The organism is Martinezella tropici (assembly GCF_003287875.1).
In the GTDB taxonomy this organism is placed as follows: Bacteria; Pseudomonadota; Alphaproteobacteria; order Rhizobiales; family Rhizobiaceae; genus Rhizobium; species Rhizobium tropici_C.
On sequence record NZ_QMKK01000054.1, the window covers coordinates 581,402 to 606,805 of the forward strand.

Here is a 25,404-nt window from a genome sequence, read left to right on the forward strand (position 1 = left end):
GATGCTGGCGCGAACCGAACGACCAAGCCATGGGCCACTTGCCCGGGCATTCGATCGCTTCCGGCTGAACGGGGCTGCCCTTTTCGGCGTCTGCATCGCCGTGCCCATGCTGCTGCTGATCGTCACCTATCCGCTTTGGTGGCGGTTCCAGCCCAACGACATCGATCTCCTGGCCATGAACGCGCCACCCAATGCGACGCACTGGTTCGGAACGGACGGCGTCGGGCGCGATGTCTTTGCCAGAGTGCTTGAAGGCGGCCGTATATCGCTGATGGTCGCGGCAGGTTCCACAGTCATTTCGGCCATTATTGGCTTTCTGTTCGGCTTCGTGTCTGCCTTTGCCGGCCGCTGGGCGGATGCGCTCAGCATGCGCTTCGTCGATCTGGTCATGACCTTGCCGCCGGTGATCTTCCTGCTGGTGCTGGCCTCCATCACCGGCACGGGCATTTTGCCGACGATAACAGTCATATCGCTGCTGTCCTGGCCGTTATTGGCCCGCATGGTGCGTTCCAGGCTGCTGGAACTGCGCGAACGCGATTTCGTCACCGCTGCGCGCGGCATGGGGGCAGGGCTGCCGCACATGCTGCTGCGCCACGGCATGCCGAACTGCATCGATATTCTGGTGGTCTACGCCACGACGCAGGTCGCCAATGCGATCCTCTTGGAGGCCGGGCTTTCCTTTCTCGGGCTCGGCATTGCACCGCCCGCGGCGAGCTGGGGCAATATGCTGAATACGGCCCGATCCACAGCCGTTCTTGAACAATATCCCTGGCAATGGCTGTTTCCCGGCGCCGCGCTGGTGCTTGCCGTCCTTGCCATCAATTTCATCGGCGACGGGCTGAGGGATGCCTTCGATCCGCGCGCCGAGCTTCGTTGAACCCAAGAAAGAAAGAGACAATGAGCAAATTCAAGGGCGTGGTGCCTCCCGTCGTAACGCCGCTGAACGACGATTTCACGGTGGATTACCCATCCTATACGAGGGTGCTGGAGCATCTCATTGATGGCGGCTGCCACGGCGTCTTCGTGCTGGGCTCCACCAGCGAAGTCGTCTTTCACGACGAAAAGACGCGGCGCGAGATTATCGAGCATTCCGCCAAGGTCGTGAACGGTCGCGTGCCGTTGCTGGTCGGCGTCATCGACCCCACGACCGACCGCGTGATCGCGCATTCGAAAATCGCAAAAGAGATCGGTGCCGACGCCGTCGTCGTCACCGCTCCCTTCTATACCGTGACCAGCCAGTCAGAGATATTGGACCATTTCCGCTATATTCGGGATGCCGTCGATGTACCGCTCGTCGCCTATGACATCCCGGTCTGTGTGCACGTGAAGCTGCAGCGCCAGACCGTGGTCGCCCTCGCAAAAGAGGGGACCATCATCGGATTGAAGGATTCCAGCGGCGACGACGGCAATTTCCGCTATGCGCTGCTCGATCTTGCCGATCACAAGGATATCTTCCTGATGACGGGCTCCGAAATCGTCGTCGACAATGCGCTTCTGATGGGCGCGCATGGCGTGGTGCCCGGCATCGCCAATGTCGATCCGCATGGCTATGTGCGGCTGTGGGATGCCGCACAGCGTGGCGACTGGGCGGCGGCCCGGCGCGAGCAGGAAAGGCTTTGCCGCCTGTTCGAGATCGTCTGGGTCGCGCAGGGGCGCGTCAGCGGCGGTGCCGCCGGCATCGGTGCCTTCAAGGCAGCGATGAAAAGTCTCGGCATCATCGATACCGCTATCATGCCCCGTCCGCGCGCGGCGCTGAATGCGGAGGAAACGGCCAGGATCGATGCGATCCTGAAGAATACGGGGCTGTTGTAGGTATGATGATGGTGGCTGCCCAACCCGTTCTCGATATCAGGGGCCTTACGACCGTCTTCCGTACCCGCGGCGGCGAGTTGACCGCTGTCAGAGATATCGACCTGACCATCGACGCGGGCGAGACGCTGGCGCTGGTCGGCGAATCCGGCTCGGGCAAGTCGGTGACGAGCCTTTCGGTGATGCGGCTGCTGACGCGTAATGTCGGGAGGATCGCAGCCGGCAGCATCAGGCTGCGGGGCAGGCAGGGTATCGTCAGCGATCTTGCGGCGTTGGACGACAGCCGTATGCGCGAGATCCGCGGCGGCGATATCGGCATGGTATTTCAGGAGCCGATGTCGAGCCTCAATCCGGTGCTGACAATCGGCGATCAGATTGCCGAGCCGATCCGCATTCATCGGGGGGCAGATCGTGCCACCGCGATGCGTGAGGCGATCGCGCTGCTGGAAAACGTCGGAATTCCCGATGCGCAACGCCGCGTCAGGCAATATCCGCATGAACTATCCGGCGGGATGCGCCAGCGCGCGACCATTGCCATGGCACTTGCCTGCGATCCCGTGCTTTTGATCGCAGACGAGCCGACGACGGCGCTCGACGTCACGATACAGGCGCAGATCCTCGATCTCCTGCAGCGACTACAGCGGGAGCGCGGCATGGCGATCCTCTTCGTCACGCATAATCTCGGTGTGGTGGCAGAGATCGCCGATTGCGTCGCCGTCATGTATGCCGGCCGGATCGTCGAGGAGGGGCCGACGGAAGCCGTGTTCCGCAATCCGAGGCATCCCTATACACGCGGCCTTTTGGCCTCCATGCCGCGGCTTGGCGAGGCGACACGGATGCGGCAGGCCGGAGAGCCGCTATACGCCATTCCCGGTGCCGTGCCGAGCCTGATGCGAATGCCATCCGGCTGCGCCTTCGCGCCGCGTTGCGCCCATGCGATCGAGGCTTGCAGCGCAACGGTGCCGTCCCTCGAGGCCGTCGACGCAAGCCATGCGAGCCGCTGCATCCGCTGGCGGGAGATTTAGATGACGGAAGCGCTCGTCTCCGTTCGGGATCTTGCCAAGGATTATGTGTCCCGCGGTGCAAGGCTTTCCATCCTTCGTGATATCTCCTTCGACATCGGGAGAGGCGAAGTGGTGGGTCTCGTCGGCGAATCCGGCAGCGGCAAGACGACGATCGGCAGGTCCATCCTGCGGCTGGTCGAGCCATCGGCTGGCAGCGTGCGCTTCGACGGCACGGAACTGACCAGGCTCGGCGCCGGCGGTCTGAGGCGCATGCGGCCGCGCATGCAGTATATTTTCCAGGATCCTTTCGCCAGTCTGTCGCCGCGCATGACCATCGGCGAGATCCTGACCGAGGGGCTGAAGATCCAGCGCATCGGGGGCCGTATCGATCGGCTGGATCGCGCGCGGGCGGCGCTCGAACAGGTGGATCTGCCGGCGGACGCCATCAATCGCTATGCCCACGAATTCTCAGGCGGCCAGCGCCAGCGGATCGGCATTGCGCGCGCACTTGCGCTCGGGCCGGAGTTTCTGGTCGCCGACGAACCCGTCTCGGCACTGGATGTCTCCATCCAGGCGCAGGTCATCAATCTGCTGCGCGACCTACAGCAACGCCTCGCGCTTACCATGCTGTTCATCTCGCATGATCTTGCCGTGGTCGAATATCTCTGTGATCGCGTCATCGTGCTTTATCTCGGGCGGATCATGGAGATTGCCGCAAGCGCTGATCTCTACGCCAGACCGCGACATCCCTATACGCGCGCTTTGCTGTCAGCCATCCCGTCGCCGGACCCGGATCGCAGGCGTAACAGGCAAATTCTGAAGGGCGATATTCCGAGCCCGGCAAACCCGCCAAGTGGCTGTGTCTTCCGAACGCGCTGCCTCTTCGCGCTCGACGCCTGCGCGACGACAGTTCCGCAATTGCGGGAGGTCGCGCCGGGGCAGTTCAAGGCCTGTATTCGCGACGATCTCGATTGATCCCGCTTTCGGGCTCATACGGGTCTCGCTATGCGGTTGGCTATGCCGCACTGCACATTTGACCAAACGGGCCGCCTTTGATGTCAAAAAAGTATCGGTTGGACGTACAAGGCGTAGTAGCGGCGGGCGGCTATGAGGGGTAGGGTTACCACATAAAAGATGCGATGGCCTCTGGGAGGAGGCGCCGTAACCGTAACGAATGCGGACGGACGAAAGGAGGTTTGCCGATGAATCCCGATTTGGAAGTGGTCGCGATCGGCAGCGGAGAATCCTTCAAAGCGTGGGAGCACGGTTATCCCTACCGCACGGTTCGCTGGCATTTTCATCCCGAATATGAAATCCACCATGTCGTCGCGACAACAGGCCAATATTTCATCGGTGACTTCATCGGCGAGTTCGAGCCCGGCAATCTGGTGCTGACAGGACCGAACCTCCCGCATAATTGGGTGAGCGACGTACCGGTCGGCGTCACCCTGCCGTTGCGCTGCCGCGTCCTGCAATTTTCCGAATCCTTCTTTGCCGATGCGAGCAAGGTCTTCCCGGAACTGTCGGCCTGCGCCGGCATTCTTGAGACGAGCCGCCGCGGTGCGCTCTTCACGCCTGAGACGGCTGTCATCGTTGGCCCGATCCTCGGCGAGCTGGTAGAGGCGTCGGGCATCCGCCGCATCGAGCTCTTCATGAATATTCTCGACGCTATGAGCCGCGCTGAAGGTACGCGCACGCTCGCCAGCGCCGGTTATCAGCCGGATCCCTCAGGCTTCATGTCGGCGGGCGTCAACCAGGCGCTGGCTTACATCAATGCACATCTCACCGAGCCGTTCAGTGAGTGCGATCTGGCCGAATTGACCGGTCAAAGCCCAAGCGCCTTCTCGCGCAGCTTCCGCCGCCATACCGGCATGGCGCTGGTGCAGTATGTCAATCGGCTGCGCATCAACTTCGCCTGTCATCTTTTGATGAGCAAGGCCGAGATGACGATCACCGACATCTGCTTTGCGGCAGGCTTCAACAATATCTCGAACTTCAATCGGCGTTTTCTGGATCAGAAGGGCATGGCGCCCTCCCGGTTCAGGTCGCTCTTGGCACAGCACGCACGCGCGGTGGAGGCCGCCTAACACAAGGGAGGACAGGGAGGAGAGACAAAATTCAGGGCGAGCGAACGGGCAGGCATCTCTGCCGTCCGAAGGAGAAGGCTTGTCCGAAATTACCGTCGCGTCGGTCTGAGATCGCCTTCGGCGACGCATCAACAAGAGCATCGCGTGCGGACAGCCGCGATGATCGAGGGAAACCATTACCACTTGGAACGGAGAAATTCCAATGAACCATTTCGCACTGAAAATCGCCGGCATAACCGCGCTTGCGGTCGGTCTTCTGGCCGGCACTTCCGCCTTCGCGCAATCCGCCAAGGTGACGGACGCAACCGTCGCCTTCCTGATGCCCGACCAGAGCTCGACGCGCTATGAGGAGCACGATTTCCCTGGTTTCCAGGCCGAGATGAAGAAGCTCTGCGCCGGTTGCAAGGTCATCTACCAGAACGCCAATGGCGATGCCTCGCGTCAGCAGCAGCAGTTCAATTCGGCGATCTCGCAGGGTGCGAAGGCAATCGTGCTCGACCCGGTGGACTCGACGGCCGCCGCATCATTGGTGAAGCTCGCGCAGAGCCAGGGCGTGCGCGTCATCGCCTATGACCGGCCCATCCCGTCGGCGGCCGCCGACTACTACGTGTCCTTCAACAATGAAGAGATCGGCAAGATGATCGCCAAGTCACTGGTCGATCATTTGAAGGCGAAGGGCGTGAAGGCTGGCGATGGCGGCCTTCTCGAAATCAATGGCTCGCCGACCGATGCTGCTGCCGGCCTGATCAAGAAGGGCATCCATGCCGGTCTGGCCGACGGCGGCTATCCGGTGCTGGCCGAATTCGACACGCCGGAATGGGCACCGCCAAAGGCGCAGCAATGGGCAAGCGGCCAAATCACCCGCTTCGGCAAGAAGATCCTCGGTGTCGTCGCCGCCAATGACGGCACGGGTGGTGCGGCCGTCGCTGCCTTCAAGGCCGCCGGCTACGATCCGGTGCCGCCGGTCACGGGCAATGATGCGACCATTGCCGGCCTGCAGCTCATCATTTCGGGCGATCAGTATAATACGATCTCCAAGCCGAGCGAGATCGTGGCGGCTGCTGCCGCCAATGTCGCGATCGAGCTGCTCTCCGGCGAGACGCCGAAGGCCGACACGAAGCTCTTCGACACGCCGACCAAGCTCTTCACGCCGGCCCTGGTCACGTCCGAAAACCTGAAGGCCGAGATCATCGACAAGACGGTCAACGGCAAGCCGATCCAGACGCCGGAACAGCTCTGCAACGACCGTTATGCCGATGGCTGCAAGAAACTCGGTATCGGCAGCTAAGGCTGCTCCTCCCAGTCTCCGGCCGCTTCGGCGGCCGGAGGCAAAACGCATCCGATAGCATTTCAACCCGAGAAGGTGGCGAGTCATGAGTAACGCTTCCGATCATAGAGCCCCGTCCGGCGAGCTTGTGCTCAGCCTCAAAGGGATCTCCAAACACTTCGGCGCCGTCTCGGCACTGACGGATATCAACCTCGATGTGCATGCCGGTGAAGTGGTGGCGCTTGTCGGCGACAATGGCGCCGGCAAATCGACGCTCGTCAAGGTTCTGGCCGGTGTCCATCAACCGAGTGCGGGCACCATCACATTCCGTGGCAAGCAGGTAACGCTCAGCGATCCCGCAACGGCTCTTGATCTCGGCATCGCCACGGTTTTCCAGGATCTGGCGCTCTGCGAGAACCTCGATGTCGTCGCCAACATTTTCCTCGGCCGGGAACTGAGTCCGCTGAAGCTCGACGAAACCGCGATGGAGGTTCGCGCCTGGACTTTGCTCAATGAGCTTGCCGCGCGTATCCCGAGCGTACGCATCCCCATCGCATCCCTTTCGGGCGGCCAGCGGCAGACGGTGGCGATCGCCCGTTCGCTGCTGCTCGAGCCGAAACTCATCATGCTCGACGAGCCTACCGCAGCGCTCGGCGTCGCACAAACCGCCGAAGTGCTGAACCTTATCGAACGCGTCCGCGACAAGGGGCTCGGTGTCATCATGATCAGCCACAATATGGAGGATGTGCGCGCCGTTGCCGACCGCATCGTCGTACTGCGCCTCGGCCGCAACAACGGCATCTTCTATCCAGATGCCTCGAACCAGGAACTCGTCAGCGCCATCACCGGAGCCACGGAAAACGCCGTGTCGCGACGGGCAGGGAGGCGTCAGGCCCAGCAGGAATTGAGGGAAGGGGGCCAGCCATGAGCCAGGACAGCAAGCAATCGACCATGCTGCTTGACCGCAGCGACGTCCGGGTCAATCATGACACCGGGCTTGGCGCGACCATCCGCTCCTCCATCGACAAGGTTCGTTCCGGCGATCTCGGCTCGCTGCCCGTCGTCGTCGGTCTCGTCATCATCTGGACGGTGTTCGGCACGCTGAACCCGACCTTCCTTTCAAGCAACAACCTCGCCAATCTGCTGTTCGATGCTTCGACCGTCGGCATCATCTCGCTCGGCATAGTCTGCGTGCTGATGGTCGGTGAGATCGATCTTTCCGTCGGCTCGATCAGTGGCTTCGCTTCGGCCATGGTCGGCATGCTCTGGGTGAATGAGGGCTGGCCGGTGGCCTTGGCGATCCTGGCGGCGCTGGTCGTCGGTGGCGTGATTGGCGTGATCTATGCCGTGCTGTTCAACCGCCTGGGTATGCCGAGCTTCGTTGCCACATTGGCAGGCCTTCTCGCCGTACTCGGCATGCAGCTCTATCTGCTTGGCGCCACCGGCTCGATCAATCTGCCCTATGGCTCGGCGATCGTGAATTTCGGCCAACTCCTTGTCATTCCTCGACCGCTTGCCTATCTCTTCGCGCTCATTCCGGGTGCGGTCCTGCTGGTGACCGGCTTGGGTACTGTGCGGCGACGCAAGCAGGCGAACCTCTCCGCGCCCTCCGTCGGCGGCCTGCTGGCGAAGGCGGCTGTGATCACCGTGGCCTTGGAGTTCGTCGCCTTCTATCTCAATCAGGATCGCGGCATTCCCTGGATGTTTGCCCTGTTCGTGGTGCTTGTTATCGTCATGGACTACGCACTGACGCGCACGCAATGGGGCCGGTCGATGTCCGCCGTCGGCGGCAATCGCGAGGCAGCGCGCCGCGCCGGTATCAACGTACGCAGGATCTATACCAGCGCCTTCGTTCTCTGCGCCATGTTCGCAGCCCTTGGTGGTGTGCTGGCGGCGGCACGTCTCGCCTCTGCCAGCCAGCAGGCGGGTACAGGCGACGTCAATCTGAATGCGATTGCGGCGGCCGTCATCGGCGGCACCAGCCTCTTCGGCGGCCGCGGCAGCGCCTATTCGGCACTGCTCGGCATCATCGTCATCCAGTCGATCGCGAGCGGCCTCACCATGCTCGATCTGTCGTCGGCGCTTCGCTACATGATCACTGGGGCAGTTCTTGCCATTGCCGTCATCGTCGACTCGCTCGCCCGTCGTTCCCGCGCCTCGCATGGGCGCGGCTGATTTCTTCAAGAAGGTAAGGATTGCTATGAGACAGGATTTTGCCGGCAAGGTCGCCGCCATCACCGGGGCTGCGTCTGGAATTGGCCTGGAATGCGCCAAATCGCTATTGAACGAGGGCGCCAGTGTCGCCCTCGTCGACCGGGCTGAAGACAGCCTGAAAAGCCTTTGCGCAGAACTAGGGCCGAACGCCTTTCCCGTCGTCGTCGATCTTCTGAACCCAGAGAGCGTAGCGACGATGATGCCGCAGATTCTTGGCAAGTTCGGCAAGCTCGATATCTTCCATGCCAATGCCGGCGCCTATATCGGCGGGGAGGTTGCGGAAGGCGATCCCGATTCCTGGGACCGTATGCTGGATCTGAATATCAACGCGGCCTTCCGCTCGGTTCGCATGGTGCTGCCGCACATGATCGAGCGCAAAACAGGCGATATCATCATGACCAGCTCGATCGCCGGTCTGGTGCCGGTGGTCTGGGAGCCGATCTATACGGCGTCCAAGCATGCCGTGCAGGCCTTTACGCACACGGTTCGGCGCCAGGTCGCCAAGCATGGCATCCGCGTTGGCGCCGTGGCGCCGGGGCCGGTGGTAACGGCACTGATCAGCGACTGGCCACAGGCAAAGCTTGACGAAGCGATTGCCGCGGGCGGCCTGATGGAGGCGACCGAAGTGGCGGAAGCGGTGCTCTTCATGCTATCCAGACCGCGTAACATCGTAATCCGGGATCTGGTGATCCTGCCTTTGAGTACGGATCTCTGATGACGGCACCTTATTTCATCGGCATCGATGTCGGCACCGGCAGCGCCCGGGCCGGGGTTTTCGATGCGCATGGCCATCTGCTCGCCGCCGCCAAGCGGCCGATCACCATCTGGCACGAGGCCGGCAGTATCGTCGAGCAGTCGAGCGAGCAGATATGGAAGGCGGTTTGCGACAGCGTCAAAGAGGCTGTCGCAGCGGCAAAGATAGCGGCCGGTGACGTTTCGGGCATCGGTTTCGATGCAACCTGTTCACTGGTCGCGGTCAAGGCGGATGGCCGGCCCGTGGCTGTGGGACCATCGGGCGATGCCGATCGCAATATCATCGTCTGGATGGATCATCGCGCGGCCGGCGAGGCGGCGGAGATCAATGCCGGCAACCATGCCGTGCTGCGCTATGTCGGCGGCCGTATCTCACCCGAGATGGAGACGCCGAAGCTCTTGTGGCTGAAGCGAAACCTGCCGCAATCCTTCGCGGCAACGGATCATTTCTTCGATCTCGCCGACTATCTGACCTGGCGCGCAACCGGCTCGCTGCAGAGATCGGTCTGCACGGTCACCTGCAAATGGACCTATCTCGCCCACGAAAAGCGCTGGGACGCGCAATATTTCAAGGATATCGGCCTTGGTGAGCTGGCCGACGAAGGCTTTGTGCGGATCGGTACAGAAATCGTCGAGCCGGGTACCGCACTCGGTGGCGGCTTGAACGAAGCTGCCGCCGGCGATCTTGGCCTCGTCGTTGGTACGCCGGTCGGTGCGTCGTTGATCGATGCCCATGCCGGCGGCGTCGGCACGCTTGGCGGCCAGGGACCGGACGGCAAAGCCGATGTCAGGAACAGGCTCGCCTATATCTTCGGCACCTCCGCCTGTTCGATGGCGTCGAGCGATGACGCTGTGTTCGTCGATGGCGTTTGGGGACCCTATTATTCGGCCATGGTGCCTGGCCTCTGGCTGACGGAAGGCGGCCAGTCTGCGGCAGGGGCTGCGATCGATCATCTCGTTACCATGCATCCGGCATCCGGCGAGGCGCATCAGAAGGCCGAGACGGAAGGCTTGTCGCTCGTCGCCTGGCTGGACCGGCAGGCCATGAAGGCGAGCGGAAACACATCCGACGCCGTAAAGCTCGCGCAATCCATACAGGTCGTTCCCGAGTTCCTCGGTAACCGGTCGCCCTATGCCGATCCTGATGCGCGCGCCGTCATTTCCGGCCTTGGGCTCGAAACCGGCATCGACGATCTGATCGCTCTTTATGTCGCCGGCCTCTGCGGTATCGGCTATGGCCTCAAGCAGTTGCTCGAAAAGCTGGCACAGGACGGGATCACCTGCGATCTCATCATCGCCAGCGGCGGGGCTGCCCAGAGCGCATTGGTACGTCAGCTTTTGGCGGATACGACCGGCAGGTCGGTCGCTGTCGCCGATACGGAGGAGCCCGTTCTTCTCGGTGCGGCCATGCTCGGCGCTACGGCTGGCGGACATCGCGGCTCGCTCGTGGAAGCCATGGCTGCCATGTCACGGCTGGCGAAGAGGTTCGAGCCGGCGGATGGCGCCGTCAAGGCGCTGCATCAGCGGCGTTACGAAGCCTTCGAGCTGCTGCAGTCGGCAGATCGCAGCATCCGCGCCTTGATGTCGCGATGAACATGGCTGCACGGTCAACCCCAGGGCACTTGCTACGTCCTCCCACTCGAAAGGGATTTATCGTCCCTATTCATAAGTCTATGCGTGAACGGCCCTCTACCGCTCCGTGAATCGTGAGCTAAGTTAATTCCCACACGGTCGCGCCAACGCAGCCGATTTCAGGAAGGACGTCATCATGGACATCAAGAAGAACGGCACGCAACCCTCCGGCAAAGGCCCCTCCGACTGGTTCACCGGTACGGTCAGGATTGACCCGCTGTTTGCTGCCAATGACGCCCGCCGGGCCGCCGCCGGCAGCGTCACCTTTGAACCTGGCGCGAGGACGGCATGGCATACCCACCCGCGCGGCCAGACCTTGATCGTCACCGCCGGCCTTGGCCTCGCTCAGCGCGAAGGCGGCCCGGTCGAGGAGATCCGGCCCGGGGATGTCGTCTGGTTCGAACCGAACGAGAAGCACTGGCACGGCGCTTCGCCGACAACAGCCATGACCCATATCGCCATCCACGAACATCTCGACGGCAAGGTGGTGGATTGGCTGGAGCATGTGACGGACGAGCAATATCACGCAAGGTGAAGGTCCAACCCCGCGATCGGGCCAGCACCGAGCGGATCGCTCGCGAACACTCAATTCCTGCCATGACTTGGCCATAAGTCAGCCGCACGAGGTCCATATAGACGGAACCCTGCCGCTTCCACGGCGCTGGCCTAACGATCCAATGCCCGCGATGCAACTGAGCTCGCGATGGCAGCAACACCGATGAGGAAATATCATGCTTCGGCTTGTGATTGGCGCGGCTCTCGCGCTTGCAGTACTCACCTGGTCCAACGCGCAATGCATGCAGATGCCTACGGGTTTTTCCCTGCTGTCGAGCAGCGTATTTGCGGCCGATTGAACGCGGCGCAACCAGGCAGATGTCGCCATCGCGGCGGTGCTGGCCGTAGGCAGGTAAGCATTCGCTTGCATCGTTGCGCTATCCTTGATCGATAGGCACGAATCGAGGATATCCGATGGCTACTGCCGAGCGTCCCATGCCGAACGAGGCAGGCATCCTGCAGTTCATGGAGATCTGCGACTCCTTTTATCCGCCGGATGCGGTCACGGCCTCCATTACGCAACAGCGCCAATGGTATGACGCCTTATGCGCGCGCTTCGATCGCCCCTTGCCCGACGGCATGCAGACCGCGGATGATCTCGTATCCGGAACGATTCCCGTCAGGCGTTACAAGCCCGCCAATATCCGTACCGCAACGAAGCTGCTGTGTCTCCATGGCGGTGGTTTCGTCGTCGGCTCGCTTGAAAGCCATCATGCCATCTGCGCCGAGATCGCCGATCATGCCGGCGCCGAGCTGGTCTCGGTCGATTATCGGCTGGCGCCGGAATATCGCTGGCCGGCGCAGACGGATGATTGTTTCAGTGTTCTCGAGCAGCTGCTTGCCGAGAAGACGTCGGTCGTGCTGATCGGCGACAGCGCCGGCGGCAATCTCGCGGCGGGATTGGTCGTGCGGGCGCAAGCGGAGGGGCTTTCGGGAATTGTCGGCCAGATCCTGATCTACCCTGCGCTCGGCGGCGATCTCGTCTCCGGCTCCTATGAGGAGATGGCCGACGCGCCGGGGCTGACGACCGCGGATGTCGCCTATTATCGCACCATTCTGCAGGCTCCGTCAGGCAATCCGGTCGCCGAGCCGCTTGCCTCGTCTTCCGTGGCCGGACTTCCACCAACCTTCATCACGGTTGCGCATTACGATCCTCTGCGCGACGATGGCCGCAATTACGCGGCTCGGCTCGCGCAAGCAGGCGTCGAAGTCTGGTTCCGCGAGGAGCCGCAAATGGTGCATGCGTGGCTGCGGGCACGGCATATGAGCGAAGGTGCGCGGGTCGGCTTTGCCGCCATCTGCGCGGCGGCAAGCCGGTTTGCGGGCTCCCGTTGACCTACATCAGGTCGCGCGCGATACGCTTCTCCTCGAAGATCTTCCGGAAAATCTCGGTCTCGCCTTCATAGGCAACGACCGAGGCGCTGATCACCCAGTCCTTTGCCGTGCACGACATGGACGATGTCGCCACCGTGCGAACGAACCAGCCGGGGCGGCTCATGTCGCAGGTCCATGTCGAGATGCCCGTCATCGACAGCGGATCGTCCGGCGCGATCGACCAGACCTCTTCGCGCAACTGCCGTGTGGAAAGTCCCGTGCCGGGATGTTCGAAGAGGCCGGTGTCCTCATGAATTTCATAGCGGGTGACGCCGGCCGAGAGATCGCGCACCACCTGTCGCTTCGTCGAGCCCGGTGCATGTTCGATATATTTCGGCAGCGGATCGGGGTTGTCGGGCTGCTTGATGTCGATAATCTCATGTGCACCGAGCTGCGGCAAAGCAAGGCCGATGGAGGCGATATCGATCGTCAGTCCCGGATCTTCAGGTGGCGGCAGCACCATCGGCCAATAGGCTGTCGACAGCGACAGGCGAATGCGGTGCCCCTTGCGGAAACGATAGCCACAGGCATCGAGCGTCAGAGTCACCTGGACCTGCTGACTCTTAATCAGCGGCTCCGGCGCAGCATTGCCGTTGCGATGGGCGAGATTGAGGACGCCGAAGGAAACGCGCGTTGCCGTGCCGTCCGGATGGATATCGACGAGCCTCGCGCACAGATTGGCGGTTTCGGCATCGCACCGCAGCGTCAAGGTGACGACCGGGCGACCGAGATAGTCGTGATCCTCGACCAGTGGCGCTGTCTGGAAGGTCAGCGACCCGGCATCGTCGACACGCTGATCGATCGCCAATTCCGCATCGGGCTTCAGGGTGAACCATTCGCCCGAGGCCGTGCCCGTGTCGAGCGGCGAGCGCAGGTAGACGGGATGTTCCGGCGCATGCGGGATCGGCATGCCTTCCATCAGCGTGCCGAATTGCTCGACATAGAAGCACTGCATCTCGGGCTGCTGCCATTCTTGCTTCGCGATCCAGAAGCCGGGGTCGAAGTCGCGGCGTGTGGCTGGCTTTATCGAATCGAGAATATAGGCACGCACCGATGGCATGGCCTCGGCGCCGTTAGGTTCGCCACGCAGCCAGTGGTTCCACCAGGCGATGGCTTCGCCATGAAAATCGACGCGCGGCTTCGGCCAGGCGAAATGCGGATATTTGTGGATCCACGGGCCGAGCAATGCCTTCGCTTTCTCGCCGAGACCCTCGACGGCCAGCAGCGGCGTGTTGCGATAACCGTCAGCCCAGCCGGCAATAACGATGGCGGGAATATCGAAGCTTGCGAAATCTTCGCAGATCGACCCGTGCCGCCAGAAATCGTCACGACGCTGATGCTGGAGCCATTCCTCCATGAAGAAAGGTTCCTGCTCAAGGCGCTCCAGCCACATATCGCGCCAGTCGTCGCCGACGATGGCTGGATCAGGCGAGCGCGACTGGTAGGCAAGCATGGTCGCCGCCCAGGAGAGCTGGGCGGAGAGATGGCAGCCGTTCTTGTAGTGGATGTCGTCATTATAGCGATCGACCGTGGAGGCGATCGATATTACCGCCTTCAACGCCGGGGGCTTCAAGGCTGCGACCTGCAGGCAGTTGAAGCCGCCCCAGGAAATGCCCATCATGCCGACCGAGCCGTTCGACCAAGGTTGTGCTGCGATCCAGGCGATCAGCTCACAGGCATTGGCGAGCTCCAGCTCGGTGTATTCGCCGTCGATAATGCCGCTGGACTCTCCGGAGCCCCTGATGTCGACACGCACGCCGGCAATCCCGGCTGCGGCGAAGACCGGGTAGGTGGATTCATCACGCGGGCTCGTTCCGTCGCGCTTGCGGTAGGGCAGGAACTCGAAGACCGCCGGCACGGGATCGCTCTCTGCGCCGTCGGGCATCCAGATGCGCGCGGCGAGCCGCGTGCCGTCCTTCAGGGTGATCCACTGATTTTCGATGGTCGTGAAGCTGCGGTCTGACATGGTCATATATCCAGAAGAGGTTTAGGCATTAAACCATACACGGCTGCCGATGTAGCCGTTGGACATATCGTTGCCGATATCGTCGACATATCCCTTCAGCGTTTTCGAAGAGGCCATGATGTAGTCGTTGAAGACGGGCAGGATCAGACCGCCATCGTCTCGCACCATCAGCGCCAGCTGCCGATAAAGCACCTTGCGCTTGGCTTCATCGAGTTCAGACCGCGCCTGCAGGACCAACTTGTCGAAGTCAGGGCGCTTGAAACGCGTGTCGTTCCATTCTGCGGTCGACAGGTAGGACGTAGAGTAGCGCGAATCCTGGGTCGGACGGCCGCCCCAGAAGGAGGCGCAGAAGGGCTGCTTGTTCCAGACATTGGTCCAGTAGCCGTCTTCCGGCTCGCGCTTGACGTCGATCGTAATGCCGGCCTTGCGCGCGCTTTGCTGGAACAGGATCGCCGCATCCACGGCGCCCGGAAAGGCTGCATCGGATGTAAGCAACTGAACGGGGCGATCGAGGCCCGATTTCTTGAAATGGAAGGCAGCCTTATCCGGATCATACGGCCGTTGCTCGATATCGGTCGGGGCGAGAGCGTAGTTGGAATTGACCGGATAGTCGTTGCCGATCGTTCCATAGCCGCCCAGAACCTTGTCGAGGATCGACTGACGGTCGATCGCATATTTCAGCGCAAGCCGAAGATCGGCGTTGTCGAAGGGCGCCGTGTCGCAATGCATCAGGAAGCAGTAGAAGCCCTTGCCGGCATTGCGGAGGATGTCGACGGTCGGTGCCCGCTTCAGCATCGGGACGGTCTTCGGGTCGACATTGTTGACGAAATGGACCTGACCGGAGGCGAGCGCTGCAATGCGGGCGGTGTTGTCGTTGATGACGAGGATTTCGACGCTGTCGACAAAGCCGCGGTCGGAGCGCCAATCCGTAGGGTTCTTCTCGAAGGTGGCGCGAACGCCCGGTTCGAAGCTTTTCAGAATGTAGGGACCTGTACCGATGGCCGCCGCCGGCCTATCGACGCCGCCCTTCGGCTGAATGATCAGGTGGTAATCGGTGAGAAGGAGCGGCAGGTCCGCATTGCCTTCCGAAAGCGCCAGGACAAGATCGCCTGCTTTTTCTTCAATACCGGTGATCGAGGCCATCAGCCCCAGAGCGCCGGACTGCGAATTCTTGTCTGCATGTCGTTTCAGTGTCGCGACGATATCGGCAACGGTCATCTTGCTGCCGTCGTGAAACTGCACGTCGTTCCTGATCTTGAAGGTCCAGACGGATGCATCCGCCGATGGTGTCCAGGAAATCGCCAGCGACGGCAAGGGTGCGCCGGTCTTAGGGTCGGATTCGACAAGTGTGTCGCCCCAGAGGCGGCCAATGACGAATAAGACGGAGGCGCTATAGGTTGCCGGGTCGAGCGCATCGCTGGTGGCGCCGCCCTTGAGGCCGAGTTTCAGATGACCGCCGCGCTTCGCTTCCTCCGCGCGGGCATCGCGCGGCATCAGGAGACCGGAGGTGAGGGCAGGCAAAGCGCCCAGCGCGACGGCACCGCCCAGGAAATGGCGGCGGCCGATGCTCAGAGGCGAAGATTGGTCCTTTTCACGTGTCATTGCAGTTCCCTTTTTCAACTTCGTTGGGAGGGAACGTAGAGGTCAGGCTGCTTCACGCAATTTCGCGACTTGACGCATCTTTAAGCGAGTTTACGCTAGTTCATTCCAAGACGGAGTTGCGGATGCCTCACCTGGTCGAGAACCTTAAAATTGCCTGCGCAACGCAGCGTTCCATTTCGCATCTGTGCCGTGCAATCGATATCAACCGGCAACAATTCAACCGATATATCAATGGTCAGACGCGGCCGTCTGCTCATAATCTGGCGCGTATCGCCAAGTATTTCGATCTGGATGCAGCCGACTTTGGTCTCGCTCCCAGGCTCTTTCGCGAGCGGCTTCGCAAACCGGCGCTGGACCTCAATCAAAGTTCCGAATTGTTAAAGGCGTTCCCCGGAGATCTAACCGCGCTCCGGCGCCATATCGGCTATTTCCAGACCTACCATCGCTCACCGTCCTGGCCTGGAATGGTTGTCTGTTCCTGCAGTCGCATTATCGAGCAGGGCGGGCTGGTGCATGTCAAATCGATGGAGCGCCTGCGAGACCCCGGAAACGGCATCCAGCAGTTTTCGAAATATGTGGGTTTGGCCGCCTTCTATCGAAACCGGATCTTCATTACGGAGCGGGTCGTCGGCCCAAATCCCATACTGTCACAGACGATCCTCCTGCCCTTCGACGAGTATCAGCGCGTCTATCTGCGCGGGACGACTATGGGAGTTTCCTGGCGAAAGGAAAACCTCCCTTATGCGTCGCGGATGATCTGGCGCCATGTCGGCGCCGAGCCCGATTTGCGCGAGCTTCTGTCGCGCTGCGGGCCGCTGCCGCTATCGTCACGCCGGCTGCCGCCGACGGTCCGCTCATTCCTCGCTGATCCATCCGCAGAAGTCTATGCGGTGCCGGCAGAGTATTGAAGATTTCGAGCCTTCAATTGCCAGCGCTTGCCATCCTCCGCGTCGTCAGCACGCGCTCCAGCCAGCCGATCTCCATCTCAGGTACGGATTTCAGCAGCAGGTCGGTGTAATCGTCGAAAGGCGGCGACAGCGCCTCCGATTTCGGGCCGAAGCGGACGAGCTTGCCGCGATGCATCACCGCAACGCTGTCGGCGATGGCGCGCACGATGGCGATGTCATGGGTGATGAAGACGTAGGAAAGATGCGCCTCTTCCTGCAGTTTCAAGAGCAGCTTCAGAATGCCTTCGGCAACCAGCGGATCGAGTGCCGAGGTCGGCTCATCACAGAGGATGAGTTCCGGTTTGGCCGCAAGTGCTCTGGCGATGGCGACACGCTGCTTCTGCCCGCCGGAAAGCTCGGCCGGATAACGGTCGATGAAGCCATTGCCCATCTCGATCTGATCCAGCAACTCCTTCACACGCGCCGTCTTTGCAGCGCCACGGAGGCCGTCATAGAAGGTCAGCGGGCGGCCGATGATATCGCGCACGGTCTGGCGCGGGTTCATGGCGGTATCGGCCATCTGATAGATCAACTGGATGCGCCGCAGCTCCTGCCGCGAGCGGTCTTTCAAGGCCGGTGTCAACGGCTTGCCGTCGAAGGAAATCCGCCCGTCGCTTGGCGGCAGCAGGCCGGTGATGACGCGGGCAAGCGTCGATTTGCCGGAACCGGACTCGCCGACGACCGCTAGCGTCTGGCCTTTAGGAACGTGTAGAGAAACATCGTGCAATACTTTGAAACCATTCGAGTATTGCGCACTGATATTCTCGACTTTCAAAAGTGCGCTCGTCTGATCGGCGGCTTCTGCACGCGCCTCCTGGCGGACGTTGACGAGGGCGCGGGTATAATCCTGGCGCGGCTCCTCGATGATCTGCTGGACGCTGCCATATTCCACCGTCTTGCCATGCCTCAATACCATGATGTCGTCGGAAATCTGAGCGACGACAGCGAGGTCATGGGTGATATAGAGCGCGGCCGTATGCGTCTCCTCGATGGCGTGTTTGATGGCCGCGAGAACGTCGATCTGCGTGGTGACGTCGAGCGCGGTCGTCGGTTCGTCGAAGACGATCAGTTCGGGATTGGAGCAGAGTGCCATCGCGGTCATGGCGCGCTGCAGCTGGCCCCCGGAGACCTGATGCGGATAGCGGTCCCCGAAGGTTTCCGGATTGGGCAGGCCAAGCACGCGGAAGAGATAGAGCGCCCGCTTTCTTGCCTCTTCCTTCGTCATCAAGCCATGTTTCACGGTTGCTTCGATCACCTGATCGCCCAGCCGATGCGCCGGATTGAAGGCGGCCGCTGCCGATTGCGCGACATAACAGACCCGGGCGCCACGAATCCTGCGGATGCCGGATTTACCGAGCGGCAGGATGTCGGTGCCGTCAAGCAATACCTGGCCACCGGTGATCTCGGCGCCGCCACGGCCATAGGCGAGGGCGGAAAGGCCGATGGTGGACTTGCCGGCACCGGACTCGCCGATCAGCCCGAGCACCTTGCCTTTCTGCAAGTCGAAGGAGACGCCATCGACGATGGTGACGCGTTTCGGTGGCTCGCCCGGCGGATAGCTGGTGGCCTCGATCTTGAGATCGCGAACGGAAAGAAGCTCAGGCATCGCCACGCCCTCCCTTGAGGCTGGAGGTGCGCCTTAAGAGCCAGTCGACCACCAGATTGACACAGATTGCGAGTGCCGCGATGGCAGAACCCGGCACGAGCGCGGCGGAGATGCCGAAGATGATGCCATCCTTGTTGTCCTTGACCATGCCGCCCCAGTCGGCTGCCGGCGGCTGGATGCCGAGGCCGAGGAAGGAGAGGGTGGAGAGAAACAGGATCGAGAAGGCGAAGCGCAACCCGAATTCGGCCAGCAGCGGCGATAGCGTATTCGGCAGGATCTCGCGGAAGATGATCCAGATCTTGCCCTCACCGCGCAGCTTCGCGGCTTCGACGAATTCCATGACCGCGACATCGAGCGCCACGGCGCGGCCGAGGCGATAGACGCGGGTGGAGTCGAGGATCGCCATGACGAGGATCAGCACGATCAGATTCTGCGGCAGAACCGCCAGCACGACGAGCGCGAAGATCAGTGTCGGGATCGACATCATCAGGTCGTTGAAGCGCGAAAAGACCGTGTCGATCCATCCGCGCGAGACGGCAGCGGTAAAGCTCAGGATGATGCCGAGCGAAAAGGAAATGATCGTTGCCGCCAGCGCGACGAAGAGCGTCGTGCGGGTGCCGTAGATCAGACGCGACAGGATATCGCGGCCGAGATTGTCGAGGCCGAAGAAATATTGCGCATCGGCAGGCTGCCAGACGTTACCGACGACTTCCGTCTCGCCGAAAGGAGCGATCCAGGGCGCGAAGATCGCGCAGATGAAGGCGATCAAGATACCGATGATGCCGACCCAGGCGGTGATGGGAATATCTCTCAATCTCATCGCGGATGCCTCAGACGCGGGTTGGCGATGATGGCGAGAATGTCCGCCGTCATGTTGAGGAAGATGTAGACCGCGGCAAAGATCAGCCCACAGGCCTGGACGACCGGCATGTCGCGCACCGTCACGGCATCGACCATATACTGACCCATGCCGGGATAGACGAAGACAACCTCGACAACGACGACGCCGACAATGAGATAGGCAAGGTTCAGCGCGATCACGTTAATGATCGGCGCCAGCGCATTGGGGGCGGCGTGCTTGACGATGGCGCGGAAGGCGGAGAGCCCTTTGAGTTCGGCAGTTTCCATATAGGCCGAAGACATGACGGACAGAATGGCCGCGCGAGTCATGCGCATCATGTGCGCGAGCACCACCAGAACCAACGTCGCTGTCGGCAGCGCGATCGCCTTCAGCCGGTCGATGACGCCCATGCCGTCGAAGACCGTCGCCGGAAAGGTCGCGATACCGAATTTGACGGAAAAGAACATGATGAGGAGATAGCCGATGAAGAATTCCGGCAGCGAGATCGCCGCTAGCGAGATGACATTGATGATCTTGTCCGGCATGCGGTTACGGAAGTGGACCGCCAGCATGCCCAGACAGACCGCCAGCGGCACCGAGATCAAGGCGGCAAAGCCAGCGAGAAACAGGGAATTGCCGAGCCGCTTGCCGATCTGCTCGCCGACAGAATTCTTGCTCGCCCAGGAGGTGCCGAAATCTCCCTGCACGGCGTTGCCGAGCCATTGCACATAGCGGGTGACCACAGGCCGGTTGAGGCCAAGCTCCTCGCGGATATTGGCGACGGCCTGCGGCGTTGCGGACTGGCCAAGATAGGTGGTGGCGAAATCGCCGGGCAGGGCTTCGAGCCCGCCGAAGATCAGGACGGAAACCGCAAAGAGCAGAACGATACTGAGCACGCAACGCTCGATAATAAGGGACAGCAGCGGGAAGCGCTGCTTGAACCTCAACCCGGGCAGAACGGTTCCGGGAGGTGAATTGGACATGGCCGATGCCTCGCACTGAGAGCGGCTCCATGTTTCATGGGAATCGTTAAGCCGCTCAATCTTGTTGTTTTACGCAATTCCGGACGAAAAACAGCTGTGCATTTTCCGGGAATTGCTTGAAACGTCGGGAGGACCGCGAAAGGTTTTCGCGGTCCTGGCTGTGTCAGAGATGAGGGCGTTTTCGCCCGGCTTCGGGCATCAGGCGTCCAGCCAGACGCGGGTCGCGACATAGCCGTTCGACATGTCGTTGCCGATATCGTGGACGTAACCCTTCACCTGCTTGGTGGAGGCGTTCACGAAATCGTTGAACATCGGCAGGATGACGCCGCCTTCGTCGCGCACCATCATCGCCATGGCGCGGTAGAGCTCCTTGCGCTTGGCTTCGTCCAGTTCGGAGCGGGCCTGAAGCAGGAGCTTGTCGAAGTCGGGGCGCTTGAAGCGCGTGTCGTTCCAGTCCGCCGTCGAGAGATAGGCGGTGGAATACATCTGGTCCTGCGTCGGCCGTCCGCCCCAATAGGAGGTGGAGAAGGGCTGGACGTTCCAGACATTCGTCCAGTAGCCGTCGCCCGGCTCCCGCTTCACCTCGATGTTGATCCCCGCCTTCTTGCAGCTTTCCTGGTAAAGAACGGCCGCATCGACGGCGCCAGGGAAGGCGACTTCGGAGGTGCGCAGCAAGACCGATCCGCTATGGCCCGACTTCTTGTAATGGAAGGCGGCCTTATCCGGATCGTAGGCGCGCTGCTCTATGCCTTCCGGGAAGAGGGCATAGGTGCTGTTGATCGGGAAATCGTTGCCGACCTTGCCGTAGCCGCCGAGGATCTTCTTGACCATGGTCTCGCGGTCCATGGCGTATTTCAGCGCAAGGCGCAGGTCGTTGTTGTCGAAAGGCGCCTTGTCGCAATGCATGATGAAGACGTAATGGCCGCGGCCGGCTGTGGCCAGGATCTCGACGTTCGGCGCGCGCTTCAGAAGATCCACGGTCTTCGGGTCGACGCGATTGATGTAATGGACCTGACCGGACGAAAGCGCCGCAATACGCGCCGTTGCATCGTTCATGCAGATGATTTCGACGCTGTCGACGAAGCCGCGGTCGGTGCGCCAGTCGTCCTTGTTGCGCTCGAACGTGGCACGCACGCCGGGCTCGAAGCTGACCATCTTATACGGGCCGGTACCGATCGAGGCCAAGGGATCGTCATAACCGCCATTCGGCTGGATGACGAGGTGGTAATCGGTCAACAGCAACGGCAAGTCGGCGTTGCCTTCGGTCAAGGTCAGAACGAGGTTGTCGCCATCGGCCTTGATTTCCTTGATCGACTTCACGACGCCGAGCGCGCCCGATTCCGATTTCGCATCGGTATGGCGTTTGAGCGTGGCGACGACGTCGTCGATGGTCAGATCCTTGCCATTGTGGAACTTGACGCCCTTGCGGATCTTGAAGGTCCAGGTAGCGGCATCCTTCGACGGCTCCCAGGATTCTGCGAGCGAGGGAACGGCAGCACCCGTCAGCGGGTGGGATTCCACCAGCATGTCGCCCCAGCAGCGGCCGATGCAGAACATGACCTGCGACAGGAATTTTGCCGGGTCTTTTGAATCGGTTGCAGCACCGCCTTCGAGGCCAAGCTTAAGATGACCGCCGCGCTTCGGCTCAGCTGCCATCGCACCTTCGGTGAAGAGTTTGTCGGCGAGCGTCAAAGTCACGCCGGCGGCCATTGCGCGTCCCATGAATTCACGGCGGCTGAGCCCGCCTGCGGTGACGCGGCTTGCGAGATATTTCGTATAGTCGTTCATTCCCCTGTTCCTTCTTCTTGCCGTGTTGACAAATTCCCGGGCAAGCCACTTCAGGTCTCGGTTCCTCTTCCGCCTGAAGCCTGTTTGTTGCCCGTGACATGCGGGAAATTCAGCGGTTGCTGCCGCCTCCTACCTTCCTTTCCAGATTGGAGCTCGCTTTTCCGCGAAAGCCCGTGCGCCTTCCAATTGATCTTCGCTCGAATAGAGGACGTCGACGGTTGCAAACTGCCGTTTGGTAATCTTATTCATGGCAGTCTGAAACGTCGAACCTTCCGCTTCACGAACGATTTCCTTGATCGCTGCATAGACGAGCGGCGGCCCGCTTGCGAGCAGGCGGGCGAGCTCCCAGGCCCTGTCCATAAGCTTGTCGGCGAGAACGATCTGGTTGACGAAGCCCCAGCGATGCGCTTCCTCGACATTGAGCCAACGGCCGGTCAACAGCATATCCATGGCGATATGATAGGGGATGCGCTTCGGAAGCTTGATCGAAGCCGCATCGGCGACGGTGCCGGAGCGGATTTCAGGCAACGCGAAGGTCGCGTGCGGCGCGGCGATGATCAGATCGGTTGACAGAGCGATCTCCAGCCCGCCGCCGCAACAGATGCCGTTGACGGCGCAGATGATCGGCTTGTTGAGGTCGCGCAGTTCCTGCATGCCACCGAAGCCGCCGACGCCATAATCGCCGTCGACCGCGTCACCATCAGCCGCGGCCTTCAAATCCCAGCCGGCGGAAAAGAACTTTTCGCCGGCACCGGTGACGATGGCGACGCGCAGATCCGGGTTGTCGCGGAAATCGCGAAAGATCAGCCCCATCTTGCGGCTGGTCGCGAGATCGATGGCATTCGCCTTGGGCCGGTCGATGATGACCTCGAGGATGCCGTCTTCGGAGCGGGTTCGAATGGGGTCTTGCAACTTCCGCTACCTCCTTCGCCGGATGAGGGCATCCGCCGCAATGGCGCCCCGAGATTCTGCTAGAACCATCAATGGATTAATGTCTAGTTCTTCAAGCTTTGCAGCATTCTTTACGACATATTCTGCCGCTGATAGGACGGCGTCAGCAACGATTTCGAGGCTGCTGCCTGCATTGCCGCGATAGCCTTCGATCAATTTCCGAACCTTCAGCCGCGAAATCCGCTCGAGAACCTCGGCTTTCGTCACGGGGAGTGGCAAAACGACGGAATCCTCAAGCAATTCCACGAGAATTCCGCCCGCGCCGACCGTCAGGGTCAGGCCGACGACCGGATCGCGGACCGCACCAACGATCAGCTCCGCGATAGGGCGGTCGATCATCCGCTCGACAAGGAATCCGTGTGCGACACCGGCCATGCCGTCCGCCGCGTCCCCGACGGCGTTTCTATCCCACAGGTTGAGCTTGACCGCGCCGACATCGGACTTGTGCTCGACGCCGAGCGCCTTGAGCGCGACCGGAAAGCCGAGCTGCTCCGCGCAATCGGCCGCCTCGCCTGGCGTGGTGGCGGTCCTGCCTAGTGGGACGGCAAGGCCCGTTGCTGCAAGCTCTGCCTTGGCGGCAGCTTCACTCAGGGTCTCTACCTCGCCTTCGGTGATGGAGACGTTGAGGAGCGGCAATGGCAGCGGCCCATTCCAGGCCTTGGCAATACCGCTGGCGATATCCGCCGCCACCAGCGTCTCGCTGATGCCGCAAAACGGCACGATCCCAGCTTCGATCAACTGCTCGGCAATCGGTTCCGGCATGTTTTCCGGCAGGGTCGCCAGAATGCCTGCGCGGGCGCCCGACTGTTTCGCTGCCGCTGCAACCGCCGCAACAGTAATCATCCAGTCGGCGCCATCACAACGATCCTCGCGTGGGAAATCGAGAACGAGCAGATTGAGGGCATAGCCGCCGGCGAACATGGCGCTGAAGGCCTCCGTCTGCCGGGCCAGATCACCCCAGACGAAGGTGTGATAGTCCAGCGGATTGGAAAGCGTCACCATCGGGCCGAGGCTCGCGCGCAAGGCGGGTAGCTGTTCGGGTTTCAGGGCACGGAATTCGACGTTGCGGCCGACGGCGGCATCCGCCATCAGTGAGGCCTCGCCGCCCGAACAGCTCATAGAGGAGATGGCATTGCTTTCCAGCGGCCCGGCAACATGCAGGAGTTTCAGCGTCTCTACGAGCTCCGGCAGCGTTTCGACACGACCGATGCCGAGGCGATCGAGAACGGCGCCGGCCACCGCATCGCTGCCGGCAAGCGAGGCTGTGTGCGAAACGGTGGCGCGTTGAGCCTGTTCGGATTTTCCGACCTTCAGCGCGACGACGGGCTTCTTCAGCTCTCGGGCGCGCATGGCGAGGGCTTCCAGTGCCCTTATATCACCGAAGCCTTCGATATGCAGGCCGACCGCTGTGACGCGCGGGTCTTCAAGAACGGCCCGCGCAAGGTCCGACAGCCCGGTCTGCGCTTGGTTGCCCGCTGTCATCAGGTAGCTGATGGGCAGGCCACGTCTCTGCATGCTCAAGTTGATGGCGATGTTGGAGGATTGCGTCAGGATCGCGACACCGCGCTCGGTTCGCACGATGCCATGCTGATCCGGCCAGAGCAGGGCGCCGTCCAACCCGTTGATCATGCCGTAACAATTCGGGCCGACGATCGGCATGCTACCTGCCGCTTCGACCAGAGCGCGCTGCAAATCCGCTCCGTCAGCCAGTTCCACCACAGCCTCGCTGAAGCCTGAGGCATAGCAGACGGCGCCGCCGGCGCCTCTGGCGGAAAGCTCGCTCACGATATCGACGGTAAGCACCCTGTTGACGCCGACGAAAGCGGCATCCGGCGCGCCAGGCAGTTCGGCGACCGACCGGTAGCAGCGGCGGCCGAGCACGTCTTCCTGTGTCGGATGCACCGGCCAGATTTCGCCGGCAAATCCCATGCGGTCGCATTGCTCGATGACGCGCCGTGCCTCTCTACCGCCGAAGACGGCGATCGTTCTGGGTCGGATCAGGCGGTCGAGCGAACGCTGGGTCAT

General features: G+C 61.5%; 22 protein-coding genes. 14 read left to right on the forward strand and 8 right to left on the reverse strand.

All coding sequences use genetic code 11. The features are described from left to right. The first annotated feature begins 1 nt into the window (after position 1). The 13 genes from DQ393_RS28030 to DQ393_RS28085 all read left to right on the forward strand — a co-directional run bounded on the left by DQ393_RS28030 (position 2) and on the right by DQ393_RS28085 (position 12,656). Positions 2-877, forward strand: coding sequence for an ABC transporter permease (locus DQ393_RS28030; protein WP_112344936.1), 876 nt, complete (start codon positions 2-4; stop codon positions 875-877). 20 nt (positions 878-897) lie between these two features. Further along, positions 898-1,812 carry a dihydrodipicolinate synthase family protein gene (locus DQ393_RS28035; protein WP_112344937.1) on the forward strand — a complete coding sequence of 305 codons (915 nt, stop codon included), beginning with the start codon at positions 898-900 and terminating at the stop codon, positions 1,810-1,812. Positions 1,813-1,817: 5 nt separating this feature from the next. Next, on the forward strand, positions 1,818-2,834 hold the full coding sequence (locus tag DQ393_RS28040; RefSeq protein WP_112345212.1) for an ABC transporter ATP-binding protein: 1,017 nt from the start codon (positions 1,818-1,820) through the stop codon (positions 2,832-2,834). Continuing rightward, a complete protein-coding gene (locus DQ393_RS28045) occupies positions 2,835-3,788 on the forward strand; it encodes an ABC transporter ATP-binding protein (RefSeq protein ID WP_112344938.1) in 954 nt (317 codons plus the stop codon). It abuts the gene before it with no gap. Between the two features lie 227 nt (positions 3,789-4,015). After that, positions 4,016-4,900, forward strand: a complete 885-nt coding sequence (locus DQ393_RS28050) for an AraC family transcriptional regulator (RefSeq protein WP_112344939.1) — start codon at positions 4,016-4,018, stop codon at positions 4,898-4,900. Positions 4,901-5,102: 202 nt separating this feature from the next. Further along, positions 5,103-6,188 (forward strand): ABC transporter substrate-binding protein, encoded by a 1,086-nt coding sequence (locus tag DQ393_RS28055; protein WP_112344940.1) that lies wholly within the window; start codon positions 5,103-5,105, stop codon positions 6,186-6,188. An 85-nt stretch (positions 6,189-6,273) separates the two neighbouring features. Further along, positions 6,274-7,095: an ATP-binding cassette domain-containing protein gene (locus DQ393_RS28060; protein ID WP_112344941.1), complete on the forward strand. Its 822-nt coding sequence runs from the start codon at positions 6,274-6,276 to the stop codon at positions 7,093-7,095. Then, positions 7,092-8,342: a sugar ABC transporter permease gene (locus DQ393_RS28065; RefSeq protein ID WP_112344942.1), complete on the forward strand. Its 1,251-nt coding sequence runs from the start codon at positions 7,092-7,094 to the stop codon at positions 8,340-8,342. Before DQ393_RS28060 ends, DQ393_RS28065 begins: the two co-directional genes overlap by 4 nt. Before the next feature lie 25 nt (positions 8,343-8,367). Beyond that, positions 8,368-9,096, forward strand: a complete 729-nt coding sequence (locus DQ393_RS28070) for an SDR family oxidoreductase (protein WP_112345213.1) — start codon at positions 8,368-8,370, stop codon at positions 9,094-9,096. After that, positions 9,096-10,727: an FGGY-family carbohydrate kinase gene (locus DQ393_RS28075; protein ID WP_112344943.1), complete on the forward strand. Its 1,632-nt coding sequence runs from the start codon at positions 9,096-9,098 to the stop codon at positions 10,725-10,727. Before DQ393_RS28070 ends, DQ393_RS28075 begins: the two co-directional genes overlap by 1 nt. A gap of 175 nt (positions 10,728-10,902) precedes the next feature. Then, positions 10,903-11,301, forward strand: a complete 399-nt coding sequence (locus DQ393_RS28080; protein WP_112344944.1) for a (R)-mandelonitrile lyase — start codon at positions 10,903-10,905, stop codon at positions 11,299-11,301. A gap of 196 nt (positions 11,302-11,497) precedes the next feature. Further along, positions 11,498-11,620, forward strand: coding sequence for a hypothetical protein (locus DQ393_RS34160; protein ID WP_281024054.1), 123 nt, complete (start codon positions 11,498-11,500; stop codon positions 11,618-11,620). 115 nt (positions 11,621-11,735) lie between these two features. Next, entirely contained in the window at positions 11,736-12,656 is a 921-nt protein-coding gene (locus DQ393_RS28085; RefSeq protein WP_112344945.1) for an alpha/beta hydrolase, read from the forward strand. 1 nt (position 12,657) lies between these two features. Here the strand turns inward: DQ393_RS28085 and DQ393_RS28090 are convergent, their stop codons facing one another. Then, positions 12,658-14,661 carry a CocE/NonD family hydrolase gene (locus DQ393_RS28090; RefSeq protein ID WP_112344946.1) on the reverse strand — a complete coding sequence of 668 codons (2,004 nt, stop codon included), beginning with the start codon at positions 14,659-14,661 and terminating at the stop codon, positions 12,658-12,660. Positions 14,662-14,682: 21 nt separating this feature from the next. Beyond that, positions 14,683-16,263, reverse strand: coding sequence for an ABC transporter substrate-binding protein (locus tag DQ393_RS28095; RefSeq protein WP_112344947.1), 1,581 nt, complete (start codon positions 16,261-16,263; stop codon positions 14,683-14,685). A gap of 122 nt (positions 16,264-16,385) precedes the next feature. Here DQ393_RS28095 and DQ393_RS28100 point away from each other — a divergent pair, with 122 nt between their 5' ends. Then, positions 16,386-17,171: a helix-turn-helix domain-containing protein gene (locus DQ393_RS28100; RefSeq protein ID WP_112344948.1), complete on the forward strand. Its 786-nt coding sequence runs from the start codon at positions 16,386-16,388 to the stop codon at positions 17,169-17,171. 13 nt (positions 17,172-17,184) lie between these two features. On the opposite strand, the gene DQ393_RS28105 is transcribed toward DQ393_RS28100, so the two are convergent. The 6 genes from DQ393_RS28105 to DQ393_RS28130 form a co-directional block, all read right to left on the reverse strand. Then, positions 17,185-18,816 carry an ABC transporter ATP-binding protein gene (locus DQ393_RS28105; RefSeq protein WP_112344949.1) on the reverse strand — a complete coding sequence of 544 codons (1,632 nt, stop codon included), beginning with the start codon at positions 18,814-18,816 and terminating at the stop codon, positions 17,185-17,187. Next, positions 18,809-19,636, reverse strand: a complete 828-nt coding sequence (locus DQ393_RS28110; RefSeq protein WP_112344950.1) for an ABC transporter permease — start codon at positions 19,634-19,636, stop codon at positions 18,809-18,811. The genes DQ393_RS28105 and DQ393_RS28110 overlap by 8 nt, the downstream gene beginning before the upstream one ends. Beyond that, complete coding sequence (locus DQ393_RS28115) at positions 19,633-20,640, reverse strand: ABC transporter permease (protein ID WP_112344951.1); 1,008 nt, start codon at positions 20,638-20,640, stop codon at positions 19,633-19,635. Before DQ393_RS28115 ends, DQ393_RS28110 begins: the two co-directional genes overlap by 4 nt. Before the next feature lie 198 nt (positions 20,641-20,838). Continuing rightward, positions 20,839-22,428, reverse strand: coding sequence for an ABC transporter substrate-binding protein (locus tag DQ393_RS28120; protein ID WP_112344952.1), 1,590 nt, complete (start codon positions 22,426-22,428; stop codon positions 20,839-20,841). Between the two features lie 129 nt (positions 22,429-22,557). After that, the gene (locus DQ393_RS28125) at positions 22,558-23,340 is read right to left on the reverse strand and encodes a carnitinyl-CoA dehydratase (RefSeq protein ID WP_112344953.1); all 783 of its coding nucleotides are present in this window, start codon (positions 23,338-23,340) and stop codon (positions 22,558-22,560) included. 6 nt (positions 23,341-23,346) lie between these two features. Then, entirely contained in the window at positions 23,347-25,404 is a 2,058-nt protein-coding gene (locus tag DQ393_RS28130; protein WP_112344954.1) for an acetate--CoA ligase family protein, read from the reverse strand.